This is a genomic window from Bradyrhizobium sp. (genome assembly GCF_030654605.1).
In the GTDB taxonomy this organism is placed as follows: Bacteria; Pseudomonadota; Alphaproteobacteria; order Rhizobiales; family Xanthobacteraceae; genus Bradyrhizobium.
The window spans coordinates 1-15,618 of sequence record NZ_JAURXB010000178.1 but is presented as its reverse complement, the minus strand read 5'-3'; the positions used below and the strand labels follow the sequence as shown (position 1 = coordinate 15,618).

General features: G+C 63.0%; 12 protein-coding genes. 9 read left to right on the top strand and 3 right to left on the bottom strand.

The window, feature by feature from the left end; genetic code table 11:
* Positions 1-935 precede the first annotated feature (935 nt).
* On the bottom strand, positions 936-1,298 hold the full coding sequence (locus tag Q7U29_RS16390; protein ID WP_304743210.1) for a DUF1236 domain-containing protein: 363 nt from the start codon (positions 1,296-1,298) through the stop codon (positions 936-938).
* Positions 1,299-1,533: 235 nt separating this feature from the next.
* On the opposite strand from Q7U29_RS16390, the gene Q7U29_RS16385 reads away from it, so the two are divergent.
* The 3 genes from Q7U29_RS16385 (at position 1,534) to Q7U29_RS16375 (ending at position 6,504) form a co-directional block, all read left to right on the top strand.
* Positions 1,534-1,686: a DUF3096 domain-containing protein gene (locus Q7U29_RS16385; protein WP_304743208.1), complete on the top strand. Its 153-nt coding sequence runs from the start codon at positions 1,534-1,536 to the stop codon at positions 1,684-1,686.
* 91 nt (positions 1,687-1,777) lie between these two features.
* A complete protein-coding gene (ppdK, locus tag Q7U29_RS16380) occupies positions 1,778-4,648 on the top strand; it encodes a pyruvate, phosphate dikinase (RefSeq protein WP_304743206.1) in 2,871 nt (956 codons plus the stop codon).
* Positions 4,649-5,055: 407 nt separating this feature from the next.
* A complete protein-coding gene (locus tag Q7U29_RS16375; protein WP_304743204.1) occupies positions 5,056-6,504 on the top strand; it encodes a cell wall hydrolase in 1,449 nt (482 codons plus the stop codon).
* Between the two features lie 85 nt (positions 6,505-6,589).
* Here Q7U29_RS16375 and nadC read toward each other — a convergent pair whose 3' ends face one another.
* Both nadC and nadA read right to left on the bottom strand, forming a co-directional pair.
* A complete protein-coding gene (gene nadC / locus Q7U29_RS16370; RefSeq protein ID WP_304743202.1) occupies positions 6,590-7,468 on the bottom strand; it encodes a carboxylating nicotinate-nucleotide diphosphorylase in 879 nt (292 codons plus the stop codon).
* Positions 7,469-7,560: 92 nt separating this feature from the next.
* Entirely contained in the window at positions 7,561-8,673 is a 1,113-nt protein-coding gene (gene nadA, locus Q7U29_RS16365) for a quinolinate synthase NadA (protein WP_304743200.1), read from the bottom strand.
* Between the two features lie 379 nt (positions 8,674-9,052).
* On the opposite strand from nadA, the gene Q7U29_RS16360 reads away from it, so the two are divergent.
* The 6 genes from Q7U29_RS16360 to Q7U29_RS16335 form a co-directional block, all read left to right on the top strand.
* Positions 9,053-10,300, top strand: coding sequence for an MFS transporter (locus Q7U29_RS16360; RefSeq protein WP_304743198.1), 1,248 nt, complete (start codon positions 9,053-9,055; stop codon positions 10,298-10,300).
* A 42-nt stretch (positions 10,301-10,342) separates the two neighbouring features.
* Complete coding sequence (locus Q7U29_RS16355; RefSeq protein WP_304743197.1) at positions 10,343-11,329, top strand: MDR family oxidoreductase; 987 nt, start codon at positions 10,343-10,345, stop codon at positions 11,327-11,329.
* 119 nt (positions 11,330-11,448) lie between these two features.
* Entirely contained in the window at positions 11,449-12,048 is a 600-nt protein-coding gene (locus Q7U29_RS16350) for a hypothetical protein (RefSeq protein ID WP_304743195.1), read from the top strand.
* A gap of 193 nt (positions 12,049-12,241) precedes the next feature.
* Complete coding sequence (locus Q7U29_RS16345) at positions 12,242-12,475, top strand: hypothetical protein (protein WP_304743193.1); 234 nt, start codon at positions 12,242-12,244, stop codon at positions 12,473-12,475.
* 521 nt (positions 12,476-12,996) lie between these two features.
* Positions 12,997-13,779 carry a carbonic anhydrase gene (locus Q7U29_RS16340; RefSeq protein ID WP_304743191.1) on the top strand — a complete coding sequence of 261 codons (783 nt, stop codon included), beginning with the start codon at positions 12,997-12,999 and terminating at the stop codon, positions 13,777-13,779.
* A gap of 34 nt (positions 13,780-13,813) precedes the next feature.
* Positions 13,814-15,618 (top strand): methyl-accepting chemotaxis protein (locus Q7U29_RS16335; protein WP_304743189.1); only part of this gene is annotated, 1,805 nt, incomplete at its 3' end.

Sequence of the window (15,618 nt, the reverse complement as noted above, 5' to 3'; positions counted from 1 at the left end):
GCAGCGCGCCGCTCTTGCGGCGTGGTGCGCTGCTGAGCCGGGGCCCATGCGGCGGTGTTGGTGCCGTGGGTCCCGGCTCTGCGGAGCAGCGTGAAGAACGCTGCACCGCGTCCGGGACACGGACCCCAAATGACGGCGGAGACCCGACGGGCAAATCACTTCCGATTAGCCGAAATCGTGTCAAGTCCCTAGCGAAAAAATATTTCTGTTTTCCAGAAGCTGGGATTGGATTATACAATCAGCCATCCCGTCCCAACCAGAGGGGGCGTTTCGCGAACGTCACGGACGTCGGAGCGGGGTTGCGGTGGACGTGGCGGCGCGCGAGACGGGCGATGCCGATGCGGATGGCGAAGTCGTGTGGTTCCGACACCCCAAAGGCTGGTGTCAAGTTCGCGCTCACGCGCGGGCAACGGTGGCAAAAGTGCAGGGCTCACCGAGGAGAGCGCGTATAAGCCTTCAACCACTGCGCAGGGAAAGCCGGATGCCTCCGCTTCACCTGTATGCTCGTGTGCCGCCTATCTCTACCCCATTGCACACGAGACCGCGGGTGCAGCGCGCACCCGGCTTTCCCTGCACCCTCTGACCGGAGGGTGGAGGAAAATTGATGGCAAACCTCGGGCGAGACGCGCCGCGAGATCGCGAAACTGCGTTTGTTGAATTGAAACGGAATCTGTCATCCGTCGTCCCTGCGAACGCAGGGACCCATACGCCGCGGCTTTACGGCGAGAAGTAGGTGTCAGATATCTTCTGTAACAACGGACGCCGGTGGCTATGGGTCCCTGCGTTCGCAGGGACGACGGATGAGAGATGGTGCGCCAAACTCAGTCGTACCAAAATCAAAAAGCCCCGCCCGGTGGGGGAGACCGGACGGGGCCTTTGATGTCCGGAAAGCGCCGCTGCGGCCGTCCGGACATGTCGTTCAGGCGACTGAACCCTTAATCGACCACCTGAACGATACGGCGGGTGCGCGGTTCGACCAGCACGGTCTGGCCGTTCACCACGGTGTAGCGATACGTGGTCTGGCCGAAGGTCTGCGGCACGTCGTAATAGGTGATGCCGGCTTCCGGCAGCACGCCGCCCACCACCACGCGATCGGGGATGGTGAAGGTCGGCACCCGCTCGCGAATGACATATTCGCGGAAGGCCGGACGCCGATCGACACTGATGCCGTCGGATTCGGTGATGACCACGGTGTTGCCGCGCGCGGCGCCCGTGGTGATTCCGCTCTGCGCCTGCGTCGCGATCGGTGCGCCGATGGCGCCGATGACGGCAGCAACGGCCAATATCCTGTTCCGCATGAGCAACTCCTTCTGGCTGATGCACGCTGGCTTTGCACAGCACGCAATCCGTACCCAATTCGTTGCGCGCGGCATCGTTCCTGGAAAAAGCACGGTTTCCCAGCTGCAGTTTTCGGCAGTTTCCGGAGGTCGCGGAACCCATTGAGGTCACAGGCGTCTCCTATCGTGGAACCCTGCGAGGGGCTAAAATACGGTCGTCGATTCGACCCCCGCCAGCATCACACCGGAGAGATTCATGACCATCACTGCTGCCCATATTCAGCCCATCGTGGCGCTCATAGCTGGCGTGCTGATTCTGATCATGCCGCGCTTCCTCAATTTCGTGGTCGCGATCTATCTGATCTTCATCGGTTTGGCGGGTCTCGGCCTGTTCAAGCTTCTTAAGTAGGGTTCAAACCGGGAACTCGCGCCTTGCGCAGGGCGGCCCAAAGTGGTGTAAGGCGCGCATCTCCCTCCCATCAGCGGATTGTTTGTAAGCCATGGCCAAAGCCGCATCCAAGCTGAAGAAAACCGCAGCGAAATCAAAGCCCTCCTTGCCCGCCCGGGCGAAGGCCGCGCCGCCCGTCAGCGCCCGCAATGCGCTGAAGAAGAGCCCGGCCAAGCCGGCGCCGAAGGCCGCGAAAAAGCCTGCTAACGTCAAGTCGACGGCCAAGCCCGCGGCTGTGGCAAAATCCGGCAAATGGGTGTTCACCTTCGGTGACGGCAAGGCCGAAGGCAAAGCCGGCCTGCGCGACCTGCTCGGCGGCAAGGGCGCCAACCTCGCCGAGATGGCCAATCTCGGTCTGCCGGTGCCTCCCGGCTTCACCATCCCGACCTCGGTCTGCACCTATTTCTACGCCCACGACAAATCCTATCCCGCCGCCCTGAAGACGCAGGTCGAAAAGGCGCTGGACCATGTCGGCAAGCTGACGGGCAAGGCGTTCGGCGATACCAAAAATCCGTTGCTGGTGTCGGTGCGCTCCGGCGGCCGCGCCTCGATGCCGGGCATGATGGACACCGTGCTCAATCTCGGTCTCAACGACAAGACCGTGGAAGCGCTGGCGGAACTCTCGGGCGATCGCCGTTTCGCCTATGACAGCTATCGCCGCTTCATCACCATGTATTCGGATGTCGTGCTCGGCTTCGAGCATCATCATTTCGAGGACATCCTCGATACCTTCAAGGATAGCCAGGGCTACACGCTCGACACCGACCTGACCGGCGACGACTGGGTCGAACTGGTCGGCCGCTACAAGGAAGCGGTGGCGCGCGAGACCGGCAAGGATTTCCCGCAGGATCCGCACGCGCAATTGTGGGGCGCGATCGGCGCGGTGTTTTCATCCTGGATGAACGCGCGCGCGGTGACCTACCGCCGGCTGCACGACATTCCGGAATCCTGGGGCACCGCGGTCAACGTGCAGGCCATGGTATTCGGCAATATGGGCGAGACCTCGGCGACCGGCGTTGCGTTCACCCGCAATCCCTCGACCGGCGAGAGCAAGCTGTACGGCGAATTCCTGATCAACGCGCAGGGCGAGGACGTGGTGGCGGGCATCCGCACGCCGCAGGACATCACCGAATATGCGCGCAAGGAATCCGGCTCCGACAAGGCGTCGATGGAAACCGCGATGCCCGACGCGTTCAAGGAACTGACCAGGTTCTACACGCTGCTGGAAAAGCATTACCGCGACATGCAGGACATGGAGTTCACGGTCGAGCAGGGCAAGCTGTGGATGCTGCAGACCCGCGGCGGCAAGCGCACCGCGAAAGCGGCACTGCGCATCGCCGTCGAACTCGCCAATGAAGGTCTGATCTCGAAGAAGGAAGCGGTGTCGCGGATCGATCCCGCCTCGCTCGACCAGCTGCTGCATCCGACCATCGATCCCGGCGCCAAGCGCGATGTCATCGCCACCGGCCTGCCGGCTTCGCCGGGTGCCGCCTCCGGCGAAATCGTGTTCTCATCCGACGAAGCGGCCAAGCTGCAGGCCGATGGCCGCAACGTCATTCTGGTGCGGATCGAAACCAGTCCCGAAGACATTCACGGCATGCACGCCGCCGAAGGCATCCTGACGACTCGCGGCGGCATGACCTCGCATGCGGCGGTGGTCGCACGCGGCATGGGCAAGCCCTGCGTCTCCGGCTGCGGCTCGATCCGCGTCGATTACGGCCGCGGCACCATGAGCATCGGTACGCGCACCTTCAAGACCGGCGACGTCATCACCATCGATGGATCGCTGGGCCAGGTGCTGGCCGGCCGGATGCCGATGATCGAGCCGGCGATGTCCGGCGAATTCGGCACGCTGATGGGCTGGGCCGATTCCTTCCGCAAGCTCGGCGTTCGCGTCAACGCCGACACCCCCGACGACGCGCGCACCGCGATCAAATTCGGCGGCGAGGGCATCGGGCTGTGCCGCACCGAGCACATGTTCTTCGAGGAAACCCGGATCCGCACCGTGCGTGAGATGATTCTCGCCGAGGACGAACAGACCCGTCGTGCCGCGCTGGCCAAACTGCTGCCGATGCAGCGCGCCGATTTCGTCGAGCTGTTCGAGATCATGAAGGGCCTGCCGGTGACGGTCCGGCTGCTCGATCCGCCGCTGCACGAGTTCCTGCCGCACACCCAGGCCGAGATCGAGGAAGTCGCGCGCGCGATGAACACCGATCCGCGGCGCCTCGCCGATCGCGCCCGCGATCTCGCCGAGTTCAATCCGATGCTCGGCTTCCGCGGCTGCCGCCTCGCCATCGCCTATCCTGAAATCGCCGAGATGCAGGCGCGCGCCATCTTCGAGGCCGCGGTCGAAGCGGAAAAGCGCACCGGCAAGGCGGTTGGTCTCGAGGTGATGGTGCCGCTGATCGCAACCAAGACCGAGTTCGACCTGATCAAGGGCCGGATCGATTCCACCGCGCAGTCGGTGATGAAGGAGACCGGCAAGAAGCTCGCCTATCAGGTCGGCACCATGATCGAGTTGCCGCGCGCGTGCCTGATGGCCGGCGACATCGCCAGGACCGCCGAGTTCTTCTCGTTCGGCACCAACGATCTGACCCAGACCACTTACGGCATCAGCCGCGACGATGCCGCGAGTTTCCTCGGCACCTATGTCGCCAAGGGAATCCTCGAGATCGACCCGTTCATCTCGGTCGATCGCGACGGCGTCGGCGAGTTGGTGAAGATCGGCGTGGCGCGCGGCCGCAAGACCCGCCCCAATCTCAAGGTCGGCATCTGCGGCGAGCACGGCGGCGATCCGGCTTCGGTGGCGTTCTGCCACGAGATCGGGCTGGACTACGTGTCCTGCTCACCCTACCGCGTGCCGATCGCGCGGCTGGCCGCAGCGCAAGCCGCCCTCGGCAAGCCCGTCGCCAGCCAGGCCTGAGGCCTTCGGCGCGGGGACTTATAGAGACGTCGTCATGCCCGGGCTTGTCCCGGGCATCCACGTCTTTGGGCCATGCGTCGAAGCGAAGACGTGGATGGCCGGAACAAGTCCGGCCATGACGATGTGGAACTGCTGCTCCCGTAGTGATGCGGGGACAAAACAATCACACGCGGCCGTTAATTTGTTCATCAACTTCGTTGACGCGACGTTTACCATTTTCGTCGGGCGCCTGTTTACCAAGCTTTTCGAAGCCATTGCGCAACCTGCAACGTTCCCTTGCGTGTATCGCGTCTGCAACCCTGATTAACGCCCCGGCAACCTAAATTCGATACCAACAAAAAAGATCGAATTTTACGGATGTACTGAAATTCGATTTTGTGTGTGTAAGCGTTGCGTGAGCGTAATCGATGTCAGTAGTGCGTAACCGGCCGAAGGGCGCGCGTTTTGCGCCCTTCGGTCTGGGTCTTTGCATCTTCGCATTGATCCCGACCGAGCTAGGATACCAGGATATCGCATCACTGCTGGCAAGGCAGCCCGGTGTCGCCGAACGCTGGCAGAAGCGCGTCTCCTCCGCCGCCAGCAATATCCAGCTCGCCACCTACAGCTTCGGCCGCCCGATCGGCACCGCCACGCCGCAGACCGTGAGCTATCGGCTGGCCCGTCTCGACAATCAGGGCATCGACATCACGGGCTCGGTGACGCGCAATCCGATCGTGCAGGCGCCGCCGCGCTATCAGGTGTCCGATTTCCCGCGGGTCGACCGTACCCTGAAGGGTGACCGCCTCGTCACGGTCACGCCCGAACCGACTGCGCCGGCGCCCGCCGGGGGCGCGCCCGCGCAGGAAGATCCATCGACTTCGAATGCATCCGTCAAGGGCGCCAAAACCGCCGATGCTGTCCCGGATGCCGAGCCTGCAAAACTCGATCCGGAACTCGCGGCCGCGCTGAGCGCGCCGCCGCTGGCGCATTACGATGTTGCGATGTCGCTCGAGGCCCAGCCGCTCGACGAACTGAAAGCCCCGTCCAGCGCCGTTACGGCAGTCGAACCGGCGCCGGCGCGCGACCATTTCTCGTTCAAGACCTCCAGCCTGTTTTTCGGAAGCTCCTCGCTCGGTTCGGCCGAGAGCATGGAGCGCTGGCAACCCGGCGAAGAGCCGATGATCGTGCTGCCGCGTCCGCCCGATCCGGACCTGAAGGTGATGGCGTCGCTGCCGCCGCCGGCCGACGAGCCGTCGAAGGTTGTCGAGAGCGGCGAGAGCATTGCCGCCAAGGGCGAAGTCAATTCCGACAACCAGCGCGTCAAGACACCGGCCGAGCGCCTCGGCCTCCTGGACGAAAAGTCACGCGCCAGGTCGGAAAAATGCCTGACGGAAGTGATCTATTTCGAGGCGCGCGGCGAAGCCGTGCGCGGCCAGATCGCGGTGGCACAGGTGGTGCTGAACCGCGCCTTCTCCGGCAAATACCCCGATACGGTGTGCGGCGTGGTCTACCAGAACAAGCACCGCCATCTCGCCTGCCAGTTCACCTTCGCCTGCGACAACAATCCCGACGTGGTGAAAGAGCCCGACATGTGGGACCGCGCCAGGAAGATCGCCAAAGCGATGCTCGACGGCCAGCTCTGGCTGCCGGAGGTGGCGAAATCGACCCACTACCACGCCTATTGGGTGCGCCCGTCCTGGGTCAGCGAGATGAAGAGAATGTACAAGACCGGCGTGCATACCTTCTACCGGCCGCGCAACTGGGGCGACGGCAGCGAGGCGCCGAGCTGGGGTACCACGGCGCAAACCGCGGAAATCTCGGCGAAGCTCGCCGAAGCCGCGCAAAGCTCCGCCGAGCTGGCCAGCGCGAAGCGCTAGTCGTCATTGCGAGGAGCGCAGCGACGAAGCAATCCAACTTGCTGCGACAGACTGGATTGCTTCGCTGCGCTCGCAGTGACGGCCCTCACGCATCGATATCCAGCGCGACGTCGAAGTTCGGCGCGGAGTGCGTCAACGCGCCGGCCGAGACATAGTCGACGCCGGTCCTGGCGATGTTCGCGATCGAGTCCAGCGTGACGCCGCCGGAGGCCTCGAGCACGACGCGTCCGCTGGCGAAACTCACAGCGTCGGCCAGCGTGGCCATATCCATATTGTCCAGCAGCACCACGTCGGCGAGGCCGCTGTCGAGCACCTCGCGCAACTGTGTCAGCGTATCGACCTCGATCTCGACCTTGACGAGGTGTCCGATGTGGGCCCGCGCACGCTCGAGCACCGGCCGCACGCCGCCGGCGACCGCGATGTGGTTGTCCTTGATCAGGATCGCATCGTCGAGCCCGAAGCGGTGATTGAAGCCGCCGCCGCAGCGCACCGCGTATTTCTCCAGCGCGCGCAGCCCCGGCGTGGTCTTGCGGGTGCAGCAGATCCGCAACTTGGTGCCGGCGGTACGGCGCACGTAATCCGATGTCAGCGTGGCGATGCCGGAGAGCCGGCCGACGAAATTCAAGGCGGTGCGCTCGCCGGCCAGCATGGCGCGCGCCGGCCCCGAAATCGTCAGCACGTGCACACCCGACGCGACGGTCTCGCCATCGCGAAAATGCGCCTCGATGCCGATATCCGGCGACAGCTTTTGGAACGTGGCAACCGCCAGCGGCAATCCGGCAATGATGCCCGACTGCCGCGCGATCAGGATGGCGTGCGCCATGGTCGCCTCCGGAATGGTGGCGATCGAGGTGATATCGCCGGCGCGGCCGAGGTCCTCGTCGAGGGCGCGCTGCACGGCCTCGTCGATGGCGAGCGGCGACAGAAAGGCTTCCGGATTGAGCAGTGAGGCGGGTGTTGTCACGAAGGGTACTCCAATCAGGCGGTGATCTGCTGCGGGATTCGCGGCGCGGCGTCCGTCCTCCTCCCCGTTCCCGCGCGGGGACGACATTGAACTCAGTTCTTCAGATTGATCATCCGCTCGACCGAACGCCGCGCCCGCTCGGCAATCACGGGATCGACGGTGACCTCCTCACGCAGGTAGATCAGGCTGTCCAGAATCTTCGGCAGCGTGATCCGCTTCATGTGCGGGCACAGATTGCACGGCCGCACCATTTCGACGCCGGGCAGTTCGGCCCTGACATTGTCCGCCATCGAGCATTCGGTGATCATCACCACGCGCTTTGGACGATTGCTGCGAACCCAGTTGATCATGTGCGCGGTCGAGCCGGTGAAGTCTGCCTCCGCCAGCACGTCCGGCGGGCATTCCGGATGCGCGATGATCTGCACCGAGGGATCGGCCTCGCGATAGGCGCGCAACTCGTCGCCGGTAAAGCGCTCGTGCACCTCGCAGGCGCCCTTCCAGGCGATGATCTTGACGCTGGTTTTCGACGCGACATATTTCGCCAGATACTGGTCCGGCAGAAAGATCACGCTCGGCGCACCCAGGCTCTCCACCACCTCGACCGCGTTGGACGAGGTGCAGCAGATATCGACCTCCGCCTTGACGTCGGCCGATGTGTTGACGTAGGCGACCACGGGCACGCCCGGAAAACGCTCGCGCAACAGCCGCACGTCGGCGCCGGTGATGCTCGATGCCAGCGAGCAGCCGGCGCGCTGGTCCGGGATCAGCACCGTCTTGTGCGGGTTCAGGAGCTTCGAGGTCTCGGCCATGAAGTGCACGCCGCACTGCACGATGATGCTGGATTTCACCTTGGTGGCTTCGATCGCCAGCTGCAGCGAATCGCCGCCGATATCGGCGACGCAATGGAAGATCTCCGGCGTCTGGTAGTTATGCGCCAGGATCACCGCGTCGCGCGTCTTCTTCAGCTCGTTGATCGCCTGGACATAGGGCGCCATGAACGGCCACTCGGCCGGCGAGATCACCTTCTTCACGCGCTGATAGAGATGCGCGGTGTTCCGTTCGACCTCGGGCGTCCATTCCAGCGATGGCACCGGCAGCGCCCGGGCCCGCTCGCCGGCGGTCACGCGGCTGCGCGCCTGGGCGGCGGGATGGCCGTGGACCGGGCTTCCGAAATCCTCAGGACCGTAGATTCCAGCGATCGGCATGGGGGCCTCCCTTTGTGATCAATATATACTCAATATGAGCATATATGGGTTCTGAGAAATCCGGCCACGAGAGGCCGGCGTTTTCGAAAGCGGCGTAACGTTTAGTTCGGACCGAACCCCCACCGCGCAGAGCGTTCGGCTCGTCCCGGGGAAATCACCTTATTCTCATTGCGAGCAAAACAAACATAGCATCCCTTTCATGCCATCGCCAGATGTCCGGACGGCCAATTCTTCATTTCTGCCCGACGCGATTCGCATCGCTGCAATGCAGGGCGTGATTTTCCGGATCGGGCGATTGGGGTTTTCATGCGAATGCATTAACTCCGTGTCATGAGCTCGCCGGCCTCGCCGGTTCGAAGCCGATCATCGGAGGAATTACATGACGACCAGCGCAGCCGACCTCCGCCCTTCCCAAGGCATCGGCTGGCGGACGCCGCTGGTAATCATCATCTGCGGTTGCGCGATCGCGCTGCTGAGCTTCGGGCCGCGATCCAGCGTCGGCTTTTTCATTCAGCCGATGGGCCGGGATCTTTCCTTGGGCCGCGACGTCTTCGGCCTCGCGCTGGCGCTGCAAAACCTGTTGTGGGGGCTGGGCCAGCCCGTTGCCGGTGCGATCGCCGACCGCTTCGGTGTCATGCGCGTGATGGTTGTCGGCGCGCTGCTGTATGCCGGTGGCCTGTTGATGATGCGCTATGCCACCACGCCGCTGTCGCTGGATATCAGTGCCGGCGTCCTGATCGGCTTTGGGCTTTCCGGCTGTTCGTTCAACCTCGTGCTCTCGGCCTTCAGCAAGCTGCTGCCGACCGAAAAGCGCGGCATCGCGCTCGGCGCCGGCACCGCCGCCGGGTCGTTCGGGCAGTTCCTGTTCGCGCCGTTCGGCGTCGCGCTGATCGACAATTTCGGCTGGCAGTCGGCGCTGATCGTGTTCGCGGGCCTGATGCTGCTGATCCTCCCGCTGTCGCTGGCGCTGGCGACCCCGCCCGCGACATCAGCCAATGTGCCTGTCGTGGAACAGCAGTCGTTCAGGACGGCGCTGGCCGAAGCGTTCGGCCATCGTTCCTACGTTCTGCTGGTGCTGGGTTTCTTTACCTGCGGCTTCCAGCTCGCCTTCATCACCGTGCATCTGCCGGCCTATCTGTCCGACCGCGGTGTCACCGCGCAAACCGGCGGCTGGGTGATCGCCGCCATCGGCCTGTTCAACATCATCGGCTCGCTGGGCGTCGGCTGGCTGCAGAACCTATTTCCCAAGCGTTACATCCTGTCGGTGATCTATCTCACCCGCGCGCTGTCGATCGTCGCCTTCATCTCGTTCCCGATCACCACCTTTTCGGCGATCGCGTTCGGCGCCGTCACCGGGCTGACCTGGCTGTCGACGGTGCCGCCGACCTCGGCGCTGGTCGCGCTGATGTTCGGCACCCGCTGGTTCGCCACGCTCTATGGATTTGCCTTTGTCAGCCATCAGGTCGGCGGTTTCCTCGGCGTATGGCTCGGCGGCATCGTGTTCGAGCAGTTCGGGTCCTACACGCCGATCTGGTGGCTTTCGGTGCTGTTCGGCGTGCTGTCGGCGCTGATCAACCTGCCGATCGTCGAGGCGCCGGTGGCGCGCCCAGTTGCGCAACCGGCCTGATGAGGTAAACATCCCCGATCAAGAGTTTGGGGAGAGTTTACGTTGGCAACGTTCAAGGCGATCAGGATCGACAAGGCGGAAAAGGGCACCACCGCCGCGCTCACGCAATTCGACGAAGCCGAATTGATGGAAGGCGACGTCACGGTCGCCGTCGAATATTCGACGCTTAACTACAAGGACGGCCTGGCCGTCACCGGCAAGGCGCCGGTGGTGCGGCGTTTTCCGATGATCGCGGGCATCGACTTCGCCGGGACCGTCGCGCAGTCGTCGCATCCGGCGTGGAAGGCCGGCGACAAGGTGGTCTGCACCGGCTGGGGCATGGGCGAGACCCATCTGGGCAGCTACGCCGAAAAGGCGCGAGTCAAGGGCGACTGGCTGGTGCGGCTGCCCGAGGGAATGTCGCCACGCGACGCCATGGCGATCGGTACCGCCGGCTTGACCGCCATGCTCGCGGTGCTGACGCTGGAAAAGCATGGCCTGACCCCCGGGGATGGCCCCATCGTCGTCACGGGCGCCGCGGGCGGCGTCGGCTCGGTCGCCACCGCCCTGCTGGCGAAACTCGGCCACCACGTCATCGCCTCGACCGGCCGGATGTCGGAAGCCGGTTACCTGAAGGGCCTCGGTGCGGCCGAGGTGATCGACCGCGCGGAGCTGTCGGGACCGGCCAAGCCGCTGGCCAAGGAGCGCTGGGCGGGCGGCATCGACAGCGTCGGCTCGACCACGCTGGCCAACCTGCTCTCGATGACGAAATACCGCGGCGCCATTGCCGCCTGCGGCCTCGCGGCCGGCATGGACCTGCCGTCCTCGGTGGCGCCGTTTATTTTACGTGGAGTGTGCCTTCTCGGCATCGATTCCGTGATGTGCCCGATCGAGCTGCGCAGGGTTGCCTGGAGCCGCCTCGCCAGCGATCTGGATCATGGGAAACTTGCTGAAATTACTCATGAAATTGGGTTGGATGAAGTCATCGCCGCCGGCGCGAAAATCCTCGCCGGCCAGGTCCGCGGTCGAATCGTGGTAAAGATTCTCTAATGGCGTTCAGACTTTACCAACCAAGCTGCTCCAATGTTGCCACGGTTGGTATGGTAAGCAGCGGGTAAAGAGTGATCAGGCGGTTACCCGCGGCTCAAGGTCAGGTTCGGAGTTGCAGCATGCTTGCGCGTTTCGTGTTGGGGGTTGTCGCGGCTGGTGCGGTCATCGCGCCCGCCCTGGCCGGGCAGATGAATGCCGATGAGGCCCGCAGATTTGTAGCCGGCAAGGTTTTCGCCTTTACCTGCTTCGACGGCACCCGCGGCTCCGGCCGTATCCTTGACGACATGGGGGCGGCTGGCGCCGTGCAGTTTTCCGGCGCCACCCGGGTGCGCCACATGCGGCTTCCCGGCAATACGCTGCAGGTTCGTGGCCAGGCCGTCTGCGCCTCGATCAAGGGTATTCCGTTCGAGCCCTGCTTCAATCTCGAGAAGAAAGACGAGCGCAGCTTCCGCGGTTCGGTCTCGGGCATGGGGTTCGCCTATTGCGATTTCCGCCATCAGGGCGCGGCCCAGATGCTGATGGCCCGCGCGGTGGCCCGGCCCCGCTCGCTGCACGCACCGGCCAACGCCCGCTCGGCGGACGCATCGCGCAGCGACATCACGGCGAGCGTCGAAACCCCGAAGGTCGAGAGCGCCAAGCTCGAGCCGGTCAAATCCGCGGCCACTTCGGAAACGGCGAAGTCCGAAGGCGCCGCCGAACTGCGCCGCTCGACCGACTGATACGTCACCGGCGTCATCCATCGCGCCTTCAGGTTCGCCGCCCGGTTGGTTGCCGGGACGCCGACGGCACCCTGCTGCACGTCATGCCGTAGTCATACGGAGCGACGTTTTCATCCGTTAGTAGCGACTCCCGAGCCATTTTTGTCCATCTTCGGCAGGCTGTGGGGGCGGCCCAAAAAAACTGGGTGCTAGAATGTCGCTGTATTTTTTCCGGATTAGCCATGGCCGCTATTCGGGCGCTTCCGATCTCGGAACTGAATTCGAGAGCCGCGAAGACGCCTGGGCCGAGATGACCAAGGTCTGCGGCAATCTGCTCGGCGGCATCTCACGCAGTCTCAAGCAAAATGCAGAATGGCGCATGGAGCTGCTGGACGAAGCCAAGAACCCGGTATTTCGAGTCCGCCTGGTGGCGGAGTCGGTGGGGTAGATCCAGCGCGCTGCGGCGACGGCCTTTTTCGCCATCGCTTTAGCGACTTTCCCGTCTCAGCGGCGCATTTCCGGCCCTGACCGTTCTCCCGTAGTTTTGCGGGGACGAAAATTTATATTCATGAGAGGCCTTCAAGGTCTTTCTCGATCGAGAGCAATCGTCGCTCTCATTCAAATGCAATTTCAGTCTCCTTTTGCGCCAATGAGCGGATCAACGTGAGAATTATATGGTGATCCGCCCCGATCGATATTCTCTTGCGCGTTGTGGCAAGATTTGAGTGGGGTGTCGTTGCGCGGTCTAAGTCACTGCTAACGCAAGTCAGATAATGTGTTGTTGACGCTTGACATGGTCGCGGTCGGAGAAAATCGACAGAGCACGCTGACATCATAGAGACATCACCCTGAAGCTCTGAGCTGCGCTGAAAGCGCGGCGGACATTTCATCCTCAGAGCATGAAAATCTCATCGTTCGCAACCAGACGAAGAACCCCTTTCTGCAATCACACCAATCCGGAGAACACGAATGTCGATTGATCGTCGAATGCTGTTGCGTGGCGCGCTGGCCTGCGCCTGCTGCGCCAAGGCGGGGCTAGCCATGGCATCGGACGCGCCGGCGCATGGCGGCGCGGCAGTGGCTCACTGGAGCTACGAAGGCGACGGCAATCCCGAGAAGTGGGGCGAGCTGCAATCCGATTTCAAGATGTGCCAGCTCGGTCTGGAGCAAACCCCGATCGACCTCGGCAACGGCATCAAGGGCGACGTCGGTTCGGTCGATTATGATTACAAGCCGCTGCCACTCCGCATCATCAACAACGGCCATACGATCCAGTTCAACGCCGATCCCGGCAGCGCCTGCGTCATCGGCGGCGCGCGTTATGAACTGCTGCAGTTTCATATGCATCACCCGAGCGAGCACCTGCTGGCGGGAAAAGGCTTCGATCTGGAATGCCACTTCGTGCACAAGTCTGGCGCCGGAGCGCTCGCGGTGACCGGCGTGTTCATCCGGCCGGGTGCGGCGAACACGGCCCTGAAGGCATTCTTCGAGCAGATGCCAGCCAAGGCGGGGCCGGAGGTCAAGGTTGCGGGCTCGATCGATATCGCGGGCATTCTGCCGAAGGCAGGCGGCTATTTCCGTTACATGGGTTCGCTGACGACGCCTCCCTGTTCGGAAGGCTTGACGTGGACGGTCCACAAGGAGCCGGTCGAGGCGTCGGTCGAGCAGATCCAGAAGTTCGCCGCACTGTTTCCCAAAAACGCCCGTCCGATTCAGCAGCGCAATCGCCGCTTCGTGATCGACGCGTCCTGATCTCCTAGATTCTCGAAATTGAAGGAATAGCACTGTGAGCCAGTCTTCATCATCCGCCAGCGTCGCGTCGTCCGGCCTGTTCGGATTCTTCACCAACCGCAAAATCAACACCAAGATCGCGATCGGATTTGCCTGTATCCTCACCATAACGGGCGTGATTTCCGCCATTTCCTATCTGGAGTTCGGGAAAATCGATCGGGACTTCTCCGACTACTCGCGAAAAGTGACCAATGGTGCCGTCATCAGTGACATCGATCGACAGTTCCTGGCGTTCCGGCGCTATGCCGGTGAGGTCTCGGAAAATATCGAGGAGAACTTCGCCGCCGCTGACAAGACTCGCAAGATCGTGCGCGAGCGTCTCGACCAGGCATTGAAAAGCATCAAGGATCCCCAGCGTCTTGCGAAGGTGAAGGAGATGTCCGATCAGTTCGATATCTATTCAAAGAATTTCGACAAGGTCGTGCCGATGCAGCGTGAGCAGGCAAAACTCGTGAAGGATGTGCTCGATCCGATCGGACAGAAGTTGCGTCTCGATCTGGAGCGGTTGCAGAAGAACGCTGCCGCCCAGGCCGGCAACAGCAATACGGTGATCCTTGCCGGCGAGGCCATCAAACTGCTCATGCAGGTGCGCCTCAGTTCCGACAAGGCTCTTGCTCGCCATGACGAGGCCTTCGTCAAGGTCGCCGAAGTCGCGTTCGTGGATATGAAGCGTGTTCTGGCGTCATTCGATGCGGCGATCATCAATCCTGACGTACGCAAGCAATTCGATGAAATCAGGTCGAACGCCGACAAGTTCCACGATGCCTTCGTCAAGGCCATGCACGACTCCAAGGAAATTGGCGGGCTCATGAACGGCGAGATGCGAAAAGCTGCCCGTGTGATCGCCGCCGATGCCGCTTCAATCAAGGACAGCGTGGTCGCCGAAGAACACAAGATCGAGCAGGAGGTAACCAGCCTGATTGCGTGGGCCAACACGATGATTGTCTGGGTTGCGGCCGGCAGCCTGGTGCTCGGCATGGTGCTCGCATGGCTGATTGGACGGGCGATCTCCAGGCCGGTGGTCGGGCTTTGCGCCGGGATGCGCGAACTCGCCGAAGGCAATTTCCAGGTCGTGCTGCCCGGTCTCGGTCGTGGCGACGAGGTTGGGGACATGGCGCAGGCCGTCGAGACCTTCAAGGTGAAGGCCGAGCAGAAGGCCCGCGACGAGGCAGAAGCCAAGATGAAGCAGGATCAGATCGCGGCGCAGCAGCGCAAGGCCGATATGATCAAGCTCGCCGATGGCTTCGAAAGCGCGGTCGGCGAGATCATCGAAACCGTATCCTCGGCTTCGACCGAACTCGAGGCTTCTGCCGGTACGCTCACATCCACCGCCGATCGTGCCCAGGAACTGACGACCGCCGTCGCTGCCGCTTCCGAGGAAGCTTCCACCAATGTGCAGTCGGTGGCCTCCGCCACCGAGGAACTGTCATCCTCGGTCAACGAGATCAGCCGCCAGGTCCAGGAATCCTCGCGGATGGCCAACGAGGCCGTTCACCAGGCCCGCACCACCAACGACCGGGTCGGCGAACTGTCGAAGGCGGCCGCCCGCATCGGCGACGTGGTCGAACTGATCAACACCATCGCGGGCCAGACCAACCTGCTGGCGCTCAATGCCACGATCGAGGCGGCGCGCGCCGGCGAGGCCGGTCGCGGCTTTGCCGTCGTGGCTTCCGAAGACAAGGCGCTGGCCGAGCAGACCGCCAAAGCGACCGGCGAGATCGGCCAGCAGATCAGCGGCATCCAGGCTGCGACCCATGAATCGGTTGACGCCATCAAGGAGATCAGCGGCACCATCGAAAG

Coding starts and splice junctions, on each gene's coding strand:
- Q7U29_RS16390 (WP_304743210.1), bottom strand. CDS start 1,298: ATGCGGAACAGGATATTGGCCGTTGCTGCCGTCATCGGCGCCATCGGC.
- Q7U29_RS16385 (WP_304743208.1), top strand. CDS start 1,534: ATGACCATCACTGCTGCCCATATTCAGCCCATCGTGGCGCTCATAGCT.
- ppdK (WP_304743206.1), top strand. CDS start 1,778: ATGGCCAAAGCCGCATCCAAGCTGAAGAAAACCGCAGCGAAATCAAAG.
- Q7U29_RS16375 (WP_304743204.1), top strand. CDS start 5,056: ATGTCAGTAGTGCGTAACCGGCCGAAGGGCGCGCGTTTTGCGCCCTTC.
- nadA (WP_304743200.1), bottom strand. CDS start 8,673: ATGCCGATCGCTGGAATCTACGGTCCTGAGGATTTCGGAAGCCCGGTC.
- Q7U29_RS16360 (WP_304743198.1), top strand. CDS start 9,053: ATGACGACCAGCGCAGCCGACCTCCGCCCTTCCCAAGGCATCGGCTGG.
- Q7U29_RS16350 (WP_304743195.1), top strand. CDS start 11,449: ATGCTTGCGCGTTTCGTGTTGGGGGTTGTCGCGGCTGGTGCGGTCATC.
- Q7U29_RS16345 (WP_304743193.1), top strand. CDS start 12,242: ATGTCGCTGTATTTTTTCCGGATTAGCCATGGCCGCTATTCGGGCGCT.
- Q7U29_RS16340 (WP_304743191.1), top strand. CDS start 12,997: ATGTCGATTGATCGTCGAATGCTGTTGCGTGGCGCGCTGGCCTGCGCC.